11 protein-coding genes are annotated in these 12,727 nt (G+C 39.4%); 7 read left to right on the forward strand and 4 right to left on the reverse strand.

Going from position 1 to position 12,727, the window contains the following annotated elements; translation table 11 throughout:
• The first annotated feature begins 314 nt into the window (after positions 1-314).
• Both ACSFXN_RS17400 and ACSFXN_RS17405 read left to right on the forward strand, forming a co-directional pair.
• Positions 315-1,247, forward strand: coding sequence for a type II toxin-antitoxin system SpoIISA family toxin (locus ACSFXN_RS17400; RefSeq protein WP_437151411.1), 933 nt, complete (start codon positions 315-317; stop codon positions 1,245-1,247).
• Between the two features lie 381 nt (positions 1,248-1,628).
• Positions 1,629-2,600 (forward strand): type II toxin-antitoxin system SpoIISA family toxin, encoded by a 972-nt coding sequence (locus ACSFXN_RS17405; protein ID WP_437151413.1) that lies wholly within the window; start codon positions 1,629-1,631, stop codon positions 2,598-2,600.
• Between the two features lie 648 nt (positions 2,601-3,248).
• On the opposite strand, the gene ACSFXN_RS17410 is transcribed toward ACSFXN_RS17405, so the two are convergent.
• The 3 genes from ACSFXN_RS17410 to ACSFXN_RS17420 all read right to left on the reverse strand — a co-directional run bounded on the left by ACSFXN_RS17410 (position 3,249) and on the right by ACSFXN_RS17420 (position 4,951).
• Positions 3,249-4,208 (reverse strand): hypothetical protein, encoded by a 960-nt coding sequence (locus tag ACSFXN_RS17410; protein ID WP_437151414.1) that lies wholly within the window; start codon positions 4,206-4,208, stop codon positions 3,249-3,251.
• A 221-nt stretch (positions 4,209-4,429) separates the two neighbouring features.
• Positions 4,430-4,729, reverse strand: coding sequence for a hypothetical protein (locus ACSFXN_RS17415; protein ID WP_437151416.1), 300 nt, complete (start codon positions 4,727-4,729; stop codon positions 4,430-4,432).
• An 84-nt stretch (positions 4,730-4,813) separates the two neighbouring features.
• On the reverse strand, positions 4,814-4,951 hold the full coding sequence (locus ACSFXN_RS17420) for a hypothetical protein (protein ID WP_437151418.1): 138 nt from the start codon (positions 4,949-4,951) through the stop codon (positions 4,814-4,816).
• 726 nt (positions 4,952-5,677) lie between these two features.
• Between ACSFXN_RS17420 and ACSFXN_RS17425 the strand changes: the two genes are divergently transcribed.
• The 5 genes from ACSFXN_RS17425 to ACSFXN_RS17445 all read left to right on the forward strand — a co-directional run bounded on the left by ACSFXN_RS17425 (position 5,678) and on the right by ACSFXN_RS17445 (position 10,671).
• The gene (locus ACSFXN_RS17425) at positions 5,678-6,541 is read left to right on the forward strand and encodes a metal-dependent hydrolase (RefSeq protein WP_437151419.1); all 864 of its coding nucleotides are present in this window, start codon (positions 5,678-5,680) and stop codon (positions 6,539-6,541) included.
• A gap of 353 nt (positions 6,542-6,894) precedes the next feature.
• Entirely contained in the window at positions 6,895-7,836 is a 942-nt protein-coding gene (locus ACSFXN_RS17430) for a sensor domain-containing diguanylate cyclase (protein ID WP_437151420.1), read from the forward strand.
• A gap of 285 nt (positions 7,837-8,121) precedes the next feature.
• Positions 8,122-8,928, forward strand: a complete 807-nt coding sequence (locus ACSFXN_RS17435) for a DegV family protein (protein WP_437151590.1) — start codon at positions 8,122-8,124, stop codon at positions 8,926-8,928.
• Between the two features lie 321 nt (positions 8,929-9,249).
• On the forward strand, positions 9,250-10,224 hold the full coding sequence (locus ACSFXN_RS17440) for a tRNA dihydrouridine synthase (RefSeq protein WP_437151422.1): 975 nt from the start codon (positions 9,250-9,252) through the stop codon (positions 10,222-10,224).
• Positions 10,225-10,383: 159 nt separating this feature from the next.
• On the forward strand, positions 10,384-10,671 hold the full coding sequence (locus ACSFXN_RS17445) for a hypothetical protein (protein WP_437151423.1): 288 nt from the start codon (positions 10,384-10,386) through the stop codon (positions 10,669-10,671).
• Positions 10,672-10,826: 155 nt separating this feature from the next.
• On the opposite strand, the gene ACSFXN_RS17450 is transcribed toward ACSFXN_RS17445, so the two are convergent.
• Positions 10,827-12,650, reverse strand: a complete 1,824-nt coding sequence (locus ACSFXN_RS17450) for a helix-turn-helix domain-containing protein (protein ID WP_437151424.1) — start codon at positions 12,648-12,650, stop codon at positions 10,827-10,829.
• Between the last annotated feature and the right edge of the window lie 77 nt (positions 12,651-12,727).

The following is a 12,727-nucleotide window of genomic DNA, read 5'->3' on the forward strand; positions in this document are numbered from 1 at the left end:
ACCATGAACGCATCAAACAAAAATTGGCCGGCATGAGCCCGGTGAACTACCGGATTCATGCCAGCCAATCAGCTGCATAATTGAAACTCTAACTTTAAGGGGTCACTACCAAATGGGTCACTTTTTTTAAAGTGTCTACCATTTGGGGTTTAGTTCAGAAATCGTCCTACTGTTCTTTTTATTGCCTATCTTTTTTTTTCGGAAGTCATCGTTTAATGAAATCAAAAAAATAATAAAATAGCAAATATATTTAACGGAATAGTTCAAATACTGTTAATTAAAAGGTATAATAGGAAAAAAGAGGAGGGGTTAGCGTGCTTTTAACTGATTTTTTGCAAGCATTTTTGGTTGTCTTGCTGGTCGGAATGGTCGCTAGTATCGGTCTCTATTGGCAGAACAGAGAATTCTATTTGAACAATCGAACACTCATCCGGAAAATCTATTATGTTTCGGTCGTCGTGGGCGGTGTTGCACTATGGTCAGCAAATAATTTCCCATTCAATACCATTAAGGAGTTTACGGCATTGGCAGCAGGGATTGTCATCATCGATTTGTTCGTTTTCCAGACTCCCGATGTTACAAAATTCATGGTAGGCGAGTTTAAGGCGGACGAAATCAAAGAAAATATCAACAAAAAAGCTTTTGCAGTTGAAAAGATAAGCGAAAAGCTGATGAAACTTAATGAATCCTTGGTGTTGCTCCAAAATGATTGGGAATTGGAACGCTTTGATTATAGTTATGAAAAGTACATGCGGAACTTGACTGATTATTTGAAGACGTTTATGGATGAATTCGGTATGGATTTGTACCCCTATCAAATTGATGCGCCTGATGATAGAGCGCAATTGAACAACGCCATTAAAGGTGTCTACCGGAACATCATGAGTGACCTAAATTTCACCATGCGGGATGTGGGAATGAGTGAAAGCCAAGCCGTTGATACCCTGGAAAAAGGAGAGAGCATTGAAGTTTTCCAGAAGGGGGATTCGCATGTGATTTTCCCCTATTTCGGAAAGTACTTCAATATTCTCTTTGTAATATCCTCACGAAACAACGACGAACTGAAAGATGATGGTACACCTTCTGGTACGGTGACAGGAATCGTTAATGGAGCAGATGCTTCCTTACTCTTGAATATGATTTATACGTTCGATTTGTGGCTGGATGGTTTCATTACGGAACAACAAGTCATCCATCCAGAAATGTTCTTAACTATAACGGAACAAAACGATGCCAGAATCAATTAAAACCTTGGACAACAAAATGAATCAAAGAAAAAAGGAGTGTGAAAAAAATGTCACCACGGAAGTCCTCAATTAATTCTGGAAACGGGAATGGCAATACTTCAACTACGAAAATCACGATTCCGCCAGTTAATCCGCACCAGCGACCGACTAAAATTAAGATGAACCGGTCACTTGGTAAAATGAAAGAGGAAGACCGGGACTTGCTAAGGAAATTACGCTAATTCGAATACCAAAAGGGAAGGTGGCAAAAGCGCCTTCCTTTTTGTCATACGAGCAAAGAAATCACCTGTTCTCCTTTGTATCTTAGGGCCACACGATACATAATCGGCAAACGTCATTGGAAGAAGTTTTTTGATTGTGCAGAGAAAGGGGAGAGGCAGGGTGGAAGTGACATGGCAAGCAATGGTCATCCTGGGGATGTTGCTCATCGGTATCCTCGTAAGTATTGGGCTGTATGCATCGAACAGCCTGTTCTATGACAAGCACCAGACTGCCATTCGGAAAATCTACTATGGGGTTATCTTAACAATTGGATATTTGTTATGGGCAACGAAAGCATTTCCCGTCAGTGAGATAGTCGGACTGACGCTGTTGGTCATAAGCATTGTGGTCATTGACCTGTTCGTCTTTCAAACGCCGGTCATCACAAAATTCTTGAGCCAGGAATTCAAGCCGGTGGAAGCGGTGAAGACGATTGAGAATACCGATGAGGTACTTGTTGCAATCCATGAGAGGATTTTGAACGTTAATCAAAAAATGCCAAAAGCAGGTGGGAATCAGAGGACGGCATCAGCTCTTGGTCAGACGGTTTACTTGCCTCAAAACTTTAACTTTGGCTACATGGATTATGAGGACTTTATTATTCTCAACTTAGAGCATTTTTTGGAGGAATTCCACCTCTCAATGCATGCGTACCCGGTAGCCTCTACAAATGATTCGAATGACTTTTTCGAAAACATTAATCGTGCCTATGATGATATTCGTTACGATTTTGAATTCTCTCCCCTTCATGAAGGGGTAAAGACGCATCAGGCAGTTCAAAAGCTTTTGGCTGGAGAAAGTGTCATTAACGTCAAAGACAAGAAATCCTTTATCCTGTTGCCCTTTTGGGGACTTTATTACAACACATTATTTGTTATCTACACACCAGCGGACAAAGAGGAAACAACGCTTCATTTAGCCGATGTCCCACTCATTTTGAATCTTCTCTATGTACTTGAACTGTGGCTCTATTCATATGAATGCTGTTCGAAAGGGGAAGTGGTGATTCCTCAAAATCCAACCAAAAATGAACCGAACGATAATGTGAATTCAGATAGCAAGGACCCGTCAAACATAATAGAAGACCCCTAACAATAGAAGAGTAGGGAACACCTCGTAATGAACGGTGAAATGATAAGTTGCCAAGTGAGCAGGGAAAAATCCAAACAAAGGAGTTGAGGATGGTGAATAAAAAAGAGCAGAAAGAAGCGTCGGAAGAAAGAAAAGAGAGACATTTAACTAGGAAACCTATTAGACACTGGTTAGACATTGTAAACAAGACAAACGCCAAAACCCCTCCCATTGACCCACCTAGAAACCCGAACCGACGATTGACGGCCATTAATATGGAACGTTCCATTGCACGAATGCTGGCAGAACACCGGGAGGTTATCCGTCGGGCGATGCGATAGAAAGAAGGAAAGAGGGGGCGGAAATAGCGCCTTTTCTTTATGTGCAATAATTTGCTTCGTATAACTAAAACTCTAAAACAAGTTTGGGACGGCAAACCGTGCTCCTGAATAGCGACTTGAATCGTAATCAGTTTTACTAAACAACTGCAATGGATAGCCACTCCCAGTGGATTGGGCATGGCATTTCGCCTATGCTCTCTTATAATTAAGAAAAAGTGAGAATGAATGGGAGAAAATCGATAAGTGGATAAAGAGGGTTATCTCACTTCCAGTACATGTACAACTCTCCTTAAAATTAAATAGATAAAGTATTAGTTAGTTTATCATTTCATAGCAGTATTGATTTTAACGGATTTTCGATATGTTTTCGTACCTTCTTATGTTTCTGTATCACAATTGGATGCACATCCAGTGTTTTGAATAAGTGCATGTACTTTTTAAAAGTTGCTGCTGATTTTCTCCTCTTGACTGTGTCGATAGAGCCATTAGTAATATTATCGAGCATAGATTTTAATACTCTCTTTTCCGTGCTTTTTAGTGAAGAGGCACTGATTACCTTTTCTGCTTGTGCAAGTGTGTAAAAGTCAGAAGCAGGAAAAACATCGAGAATATATTGCTGCATGTAGTGTCGATGCATTTCTTTCTTAAAATAAAAATCTAAATGACGTGGTATCTCGTGATTTCGTTCTCTGCCGTAAAGATGAGGTTTCCGAACAGATACCTCAATACGGAGGACGTTTTCTTCATAACTTTCTATTTCCGCATTTGCGCTTTTCCGATCCGCTTCCTTATCGTAAATAATTCCTGATACACCCTTGGAAGAGTGATAACAAGAAGTCTTGAAAGCTCTACGAATTCCATTATCGTCAGTATAATGTGTCTTTTTAATTTGCCTGTTCCGTTTAGATTCGACTTTGTTAAACAAGTCGATGACCAATTGCCGTTCAATGCTATCCGGAATGACTGCGTCATACCGATAATCAATTCTTTGCAAAACATGATTATTGAAATCAGCATTCAATCCAAAATGCTTTTGAACGAACATATTGGAGCGTCTTTTTAAATCGGTTAAATCAGATTCTTCAATAATGTGTTTTCCAAGCAGTTTGATAGCTTCTATATGAAGGGAGACACACCAGCCATGAGTTTCATTATTAAATATCTTGGTCACCTTAATTCCTTTTTCATTTGGCAAAACCAGTGAATCGAAGTCAACTCCATGTTTGTTTTGAAAATGCAACACATTGTGGGTTTTAATCTTTACGAACAAATCAAACGTATGCAACATTGAACATTCCTACTCTAAGCTTGATTGATGGTATCTGCTAGTTCGGGGTGAATAGTTTGGGAGAGCTTAAACTGTTGGTATTGTTGGTTTTTCATAGCTTAACTGTTCTCCAAACTGACCATATTTATTTGTATTTGCACGGAATCGGAATTCCTGCGGTTGATAGTGAAATTTAAATAATTAATCTCCATCCCTCAGACGGAGTGATGGAGATTGTTACTTTACTTGTATTTTTTGATAAAGTCTATTATTGCTTGCGTTAGCACGTCCTGAGTACGGAATTGAGGGAATTTCTCTTTTAGTAATTGTTGGAACTCCTCTAAGGTGCTGTTTTTTATTTTTACTGTTTTGCTGGTAAAGGGACTGTCAGTTTGAAAAATAGAAGAATCGAAGATAATCTGTCTAGAGTTACTCTCTTCAATAACCTCTTCAATAACCTTTTTAATAACTTCAGCATTGGCGAGCAAGTAATCCATGAATTCTTGTGAGTCATCTTTTGAGTTATGCTCTTTTTCTTCCATAGGAATGTATTGTTTCTTAACCCTGGAGTAACTGCAGCCACTTTTTTTCATTAGAGCAGAAATTGAGGAAGAAGAGATTCCTATCTATTTGGCAATTTCTTCGACTTTGCTCCCGGTTTCTTGCAATCTTTGATTTACCCATTGTAATTGTTCGGTACTTGATAAATTCCTGAACTTGACCTCATTCATGCTTGAGCTGTCTTCAATAATATTGTTTTTCATTGCTATCTCCACCTTTCAGAATATGTGATAATATATGATAGACAATAGAAATTATTTTATTCCTAAAAAGTACTTACCTAATTTTTATATTTTTTCGGTGTGGAGAATTTTTTCTTTCAATATTAAAGAGTTACTACTCAGAGACATCAGGTTTTGTTAATGAAACTAAAAGAAAAAATAGAGGGAGTTAATTGCTCATAGTTTGCTCATAGTTTAGCGTTTAAATTTTGATGGACTTTTTGAAATGATATGAAAAAGTTTGCCGTCTTTTAACTAATTGTAAAAAATAGAACCTTTTGACATGTTAATTTGGTAAAAAAAGAGAAGTTTAGATATAATTACTTTTGAAAACTATTGAAAACTTCACTATACAATGGGCGGCATGATGTAATACAGCTCCAAAAGTTTAGAGCGCCAACTCCTTATAAGGAGTTGGCGCTTTTTGTGTATGAGAGTATAAATAGAAGAAAACGACCCTAGGCTGTACATCGAGCAGTCCAGTCTCAGCTAACAGTGAGGTATGACATAACGAATGGGCAAACTCAAGACTTAATTCTGCCATAATCATTTCCCATTCACCGTTTGCCGGTTTCAAATGTTTTTATCTCCATACTTGATCGTTTTATAATACAAAATAAAGATAAGGACTATTTTTTCAATCTCCTATTGGACTGTTTATAGTACAATTCATTGATGCAAGCATAAGAAAATATTGGAGGCAGCACTTTGGATACCATTACGCATACCTTATTCGGACTCACATTGTACGGAACAGTAGATAAAAGTAAAATGGATAAAAATCATAAACGTGCTTATTTAGTGACAGCGGTAGGGGCAAGCTTAATTCCCGATATCGATGTTATTTCCCGATTGTGGGATACTTCAGGGCAATATCAGATGTGGCATAGAGGCATCACACATTCTATTTTCGTGACACCGCTCTGGGCAGCCTTGCTCTTTTTGATTTGCGCTGTCATTTTCAAAACAAAAGATAAAAGGTTATTTTTTCTTGGATGGCTGGCCGTGGTTATTCATGACACTAGTGATCTGTTTAATGCGTGGGGGACCGGTTATCTGGAACCTTTTTTAAATGACCGAATTACCTTCGGAACCATTCCCATTATTGATTTGGTGTTTTGGACCATTATGGGAATCGCTTTTGTTTTATCGAAAAAAAACAAGCAAAATTCGCCTTACTATTTCAAAATGGCTTGGTTATTAATGAGTCTTCACCTCATTATTCAAAGCATTCAAGGGTTCCTCATCTACAATCAATATAATGAAAAATATGATCAGGTCGCTCTATCTGCGGATTTTATTCCTTGGACCTATTCAGTCATTGTGAAAAAAGATGATACCGTGACTATTTTTCAGGACAATTTGTTCCAGGAAGAAAAAGAACGATATGTTTTAGTTTCTGATAAAGGTGCTGATCTTGACTACTTATTCTCCCGACGCCCTGAAGCGAAAACACTTTATGAATGGTCGCCTTTTGTTGTTGTAGTGGATGATGGGAAGAGACTGGGGTTATATGATCCGCGTTTTTACCGTGATGGACAGTCGTTTCTATATGAATATATTGAAAGATAAATCAAGTAGGCTCGCCTAATGATGATTCTATTTCTCAAGTCATTCATAAACAGCGTTCTGTATAAATCAGTCTATATGAATATATAAAAACAGCTGGAATAATAACCACTAAAAGAGAACTCTTAACCCCTGATATGACGGGATTAGAGTTCTTTTTGTTTTTGCTCTCATACCTATTCGCTTGTATTTTGGAAAAGCAGTTATTATGTACGGTGAAAAATGATACACTTACACTATTGGGCAATTTAGTTGAAGAGTCTTACTTTTCTAACTGATATTCAAAAATATATGTAGTTTGTTTAATGTCAAGATCAACCAATTTAAATAAATTATGATAATAATCGAGGTGCTTTATGGCGATCACGTTGCAAGAGTTGCAGATGTATAAAAATTTTGATGAGCTGGCTAGTGATGTGCTGGATCTGGCAAAAGAAATTTTGCCAGATCAATTGATTTATTTAACGTCTTTCAGCGATACCCAGCAAATTATCTTAAAGCTTTCAAATTATGATACAAGGATTCTCTTGACGGAAGGAATGATGATTAACCTTAGCGACACGGTTTGTAATCGGATTGATTTTGAAAACAAACAACCATTAGTCTATGAAGACATTAGGGAACAAACTTGTCCAAGTGACTTAAAAAATACACTTGAGAGTGTCAATGCTAAGTCGTATTTGGGCATTCCTATTTCTTTTATTGATGGAGAGCGGTTCGGGACATTATGTGCAGTGCACCATGAGCAAAGCCGATTTGACGAGAAGAGCATCACCTTGCTTCAAAGAATAGTCAGGATGTTTTCTTACTATTTGGTTCTGGAGCGTGTTGCCTATCGTGATTCTTTAACGGAACTATACAACAGACATTACCTTTCCAGATTTTTTGAAGACCATTCTGAATCGGGGGGAGTGGTATTCTTTCTTGATTTGGATGGATTTAAAAAGGTCAACGATATACACGGCCACGATACCGGAGACCTAGTGTTAAAGGAAGTTGCGTTTAAGCTTGAAAAATTTGCAGATGAGTACAACGATGCTTTTGCGGTCCGGTTAGGGGGAGACGAATTTATCGTTCATTTTCCGCATATATTGAGCAAAGAGGAAATGAGTGAACGGGCGGAACATGTACTCGGCTGTTTAAGTAAATGGGATGCCAACTATCAACTCTCCACAAGCGTTGGAATAGCCTCTTATCCTGGCGGGAGCAAGAATGATTTAAACACCGTTCTTAAAAATGCGGACGAAGCCTTATATCGAGCAAAAAAAGCAGGAAAGAATACGTATAAAATCTATTAATCGGTATCTTTAGACCTCTCTATTTAAAGAAACAGCCAAAAGACCGTTAATCCTTCAGTGGATTAACGGTCTTTTTAATTTTTTCTCCAACTATTGTGAGGTTAAAAAGTAAGTTCAAATCATGTCAGTCCATTTAAAACTTCTTCTATATATGACAGCTGTCACTGGGAGCCTATTCATTTGTCCTGTACGTTATCCATAGAAGAGCCGTTACTGATATGGAGTGGCATTTAAAGGAGAATATTTATGATGAAAATAGCTTGGATTACGGACACAGCTGCCTAACTGGATGAAGCGTTCATTCAACAGCATGATGTGTACGTTCTGCCTCTTAGCGTTGTGTTTCCTGATGGCGTGTACAGAGAGTCGAACGATCTTACCCAGGAACAATTTTATGAGAAATTACGCTTAGCGAAAGTCTCTCCCAAGACCTCGCAGCCTGCAATTGGAGAAATGGTTTCCTTATATGAAAAACTGCAGTCCGAAGGATACGATTTTGCAATTGCATTACACTTATCAAGTGGGCTTTCGGGCACATTTGAAAGCGCACAGGCAGCCGCGAAGATGACAGACTTCAACGTGTATCCGATTGATTCCAAAATCGGTTCTTTTCCAATGGTTAAAATGATTGAAACCGGCACTGAGCTGTTCTCAGAAGGCAAAGAAGTGGAAGAAGTTGTGGCAACGATCAATGAAATGGCTACTAAATCACACTTATCCTTTATTCCCTCAAGTCTGAACCAACTGCATAAAAGTGGGCGTGTTTCCGGAACACAGACATTTTTGAGCAATGTACTGAATATCAAATTGGTCATTACGTTTGAAGAAGGCAAGCCGGTCATGAAAGAGAAAGTCCGTTCAAATAAGCGGGCAAAGAACCACGTCGTTTCTGCACTGCGCACCGGTATGGCTGCAGGAACTGTATCAGAAGTTGCGGTAAATCATTGCAATAATGCAGCTGATGCAGAAATCTGGAAGAACGAGCTCTTGCAGGAGTTTCCTGAACTAAAAGTACAAGTGGTTCCACTAAGTGTTTGTGTAGGCGTGCACGCGGGTGAAGGGACTACGGGATTGAGCTGGGTTGCTTATTAAGCGGATGAAGTGGTAGGCATTCATGGATTAAACCAATTTTCATGAAAATTACGGATCTAAGATTTTGATATGTGCCAACTCTTTTCCCGAGAGTTGGCGCTTTTTGTATAGAAAAAATGGACACAGCCTGCGATAAAGAGAGCTTCTAACCTCCGTCACTTTCCATAAATGGGCGGCTCGTGTAAACTGTATAATGCTAAGAAAAAATGTGATGATTTCCTACTTATAGTTGATATATTTTATTTTCAATATAGATGCACTAAAGATTTTTGGATGAAGAGCTTGCCTTGCATCCTGTAATGAAAGGATTGAAAGTTAAAGATGAAAGAAAATTTTTGGCGCGATTTGCCGCGGCCGTTTTTTATTTTAGCGCCGATGGAAGAGGTCACGAATGTCGTTTTTCGCAAAGTGGTGGCGAAAGCGGCTCGTCCGGACGTGTTTTTTACGGAATTTACAAATACGGAAACTTACTGCAATCCGGAAGGCATCTTTGAAGTAGAAGGACGCCTGACGTTTGAAGAAGATGAACAGCCGATCGTGGCGCATATATGGGGAAATAAACCCGAGCAGTTCCGGGAAATGAGCATCGGCATGGAGAAACAAGGCTTTAAAGGAATCGATATCAATATGGGCTGTCCGGTCCCGAACGTAGCGACCAAAGGAAAAGGCAGCGGCATGATCCGCTTTCCGGATAACGCAGCGGAAGTCATCCAGGCCGCCAAAGCGGGCGGATTGCCCGTCAGTGTAAAGACGCGTCTTGGCTATAGCCATGTAGATGAGTGGAAAGGCTGGCTGTCGCATGTCTTGAAGCAGGACATCGCCAACCTATCGATCCATCTGCGCACGAAAAAAGAATTGAGCGCAGCACCTGCACATTGGGAACTGATTCCGGAAATCAAGGCTTTGCGGGATGAGCTGGCGCCGGATACGCTGTTGACGATCAATGGCGATATCCCGGATTACCAGACAGGCATGGAGCTTGCCGACAGATACGGCATCGATGGCGTCATGATCGGACGCGGAATTTTCCAGAATCCATTTGCCTTTGAAAAAGAGCCGCGTGAGCACAGCACCGAGGAATACCTCGACCTCTTGAAACTGCAGCTGGATCTCCATGATCAATATTCTACAGAAACAGAACCGCTGCCGTTCAGGCCGCTGCGCCGTTTCTTTAAGATCTATGTCAGCGCAATTCCGGACGCCGAGGAATTGAGAAATCAATTGCTGCAGACAGAGTCGACGGATGAAGTGCGGGCTTTGCTTCATGAATTTGAGCAAAGAATCGCAGTTGGTTGAAAAAAGCCAAACCGTTTAAATGAAGCTTCCGAGAAGACCTTTTGCAAGTTCTATGAACTTGCAAAAGGTCTTCTTTTTCACTTTGATGAAGCTGCAGTAATGAGTTGTCCCATCAACTTATATAGCTTAAGAGAAGGGTCAAAAAATGAAGAGCGAGACATGTTTATTGATGAAGATATGGGGGGAATAATGATATTACAAACAGTTTCGCTCCAAAACTGGCGCTTTTTTTGCGTCAAGAAACGAGACGTATTGTTGAATGAATTACAGATTGTGGAGGTAAGAAAAATGAATCAAACAAATCAAATAAAAGCCATGGAAACACGCACAAGAGATAGTCAGGTTGTTTTTTTCAAAAGCCAAGAGGAATTTGCGAAAGCTTTGAGAGAAGGAACAGGAGCAGGCGATGAAATCGGTTTTGCAGAAGAACTAAGAGAAGATGAGTAACGAAGAGAGGAAGCTTCTACAGAAGGAGCTTTTTCATTTTCACAAAAACCATCTTATCAAAAAAAGCCTTCCATCAGTTCGGTGAACTGATGGAAGGCTTTTTTTCTGTTTCATAAGTTTTTAGCGAATGTCTACATTAAATTTCTCGCCTCGGCTCATGAATCAAAAAAAGTATTATAAAGATAGACCGCTAGCTGGACTTTCAGGTAATCCTCATAATCGCTGAAATCCATCTCCAGAATATCCTCAATTTTTTTAATGCGGTGATAAAGCGTATTGGCATGGATATGAAGTTCCTTGGCAGTAGAAGTCATGGAACGATTATTCTGTACATACGCGAAGAGTGTATGCAGCAGGTCGTCCATTTTTTCCTGATCAGTCCATAACAGGGAAAAGGTCTCCCGTAAAAATAAGTTGATTTCTTCAGGGGGATGTTGCAAGAAAAGACGGCTGATTCCAATATCTTGGTAATGAAGCAGGCCTTTTTTATTTTGTTTTTTTAAGTGAAGCAGGGATTTCTCCGCTTTTAAATGATTTTCTTCCGCTTGCCCGGGATAGTAATGTCCAGTGCTGATTCCTGCACGGGCTATTACTGGAAACTGTTCATTCCACCATTTTATGCTGCTTTCGATTGTTTTTGAAATATTTGTTTCACGGCCAGCATCTGGAGCAGAAGAAAAAAAGGTGATTTTGTTATTGTAGCTGAAAAGCAGGCTGTTTTCTAAAGGGAGTTTCTCTTTCAGATATGTTAAAAGAAGCAATGCATCGTTTTCAAGAGAATGCAGGTCAGCATTTCCATCTAATTCAATCAATGCGGTTTGAAGAAAATAATGATGATGGATCCCTAATTCCTTTGCAGCAACCTCAGCCTGCTGAGGATTTCTTGTTTTTAAGAATTGATGATAGGTTTCATAGGTTTTCTTATACATGATTTCAGTCTGTGATCTAAGTTTCATAATCTCAAGGGCAAGGATAGGTACTCCTTGTTCAATAATAAGTTTATCAAGTTGTGATAGAGGAGAGCTTCCTTCGACAGCCAGACAGCCTAAAAAAACGGACCCTGATCTAATCGGATAAATATAGCAGTCAAGCTGAACTGTGTCACAAATGGAGACATACGCCGGCTTCGTTTTACTAGCGAAGAGAAAGAAGAGATCATCTAGACTGTTGCCGAAATGCGGAATGTGTTGTGGAAAATGGCTTCCTTCCAAGTAATCCGCATAGACCAGCTCCTTTTCCATCAGTTTATTCATTTCATTAATAATGGTAGGTAGCCCTTTTTTCTGAATGGATAATTCGGTCAGGTGATTATGGATGCCAGTTCGCTTTTCCAGCAATGCGTTGGTTTCTTTCAGCTTTTGGGATAAATGAGTGACTTCATCCAAACTTTTATGTACTTCTGTGTGAAGCTGGGCATTATGAAGGGCAATAGCTGCTTGGGAAGCAAAGCTTTGTAAGAGAAGGATATCTGTTTCGGTGAGGCCATCTTCGATAGCAAAACAATGGAAGGTCATAACGCCAATCCGTTTTGTTCCGAATGAAACAGGGACGGATAAAACAGACTTAATGTTTTCGTTATTAGAATGTGCCTGATCAATCAAGTCAAAATTCTCTTTACTTAAATCGCTCATATTATTATAAATTTCTTTCCGAGTAGTAATTAACCGGACACAGCCATCTTCGAAAACTTTCCCTGTAATCGACTCCCCGACATTTACTTTAAAGAGGTTAATATTCTCATTAAAGCCGACAGGCGTCTTGATGATTAACTTATTTGAAGCTTCATCATACAGCTGGATATATCCGGCCTCTGCAGTCTCGAGAATATTTAAAGCAAAATGCATGATTTTCTTTAGCACTTCATCCAACTCAAGAGTCGAGTTCATGGCATGAAAGCTTTCCATTAAATTCAGGATGTGATCCTGCGCTTTTTTATTTTCTACACTCAATTGTTGAAAAAAGGATTCTTTGTTCTCCATATCTTACCACCCCCATTGTTGAAACCAACAAATAATGCGCGGGTATTCTGTTGAATTCCACATTGACGCGCATAACT

The sequence above is a fragment of the Planococcus sp. 1R117A genome (assembly GCF_051417975.1).
GTDB lineage: Bacteria > Bacillota > Bacilli > Bacillales_A > Planococcaceae > Planococcus > Planococcus shenhongbingii.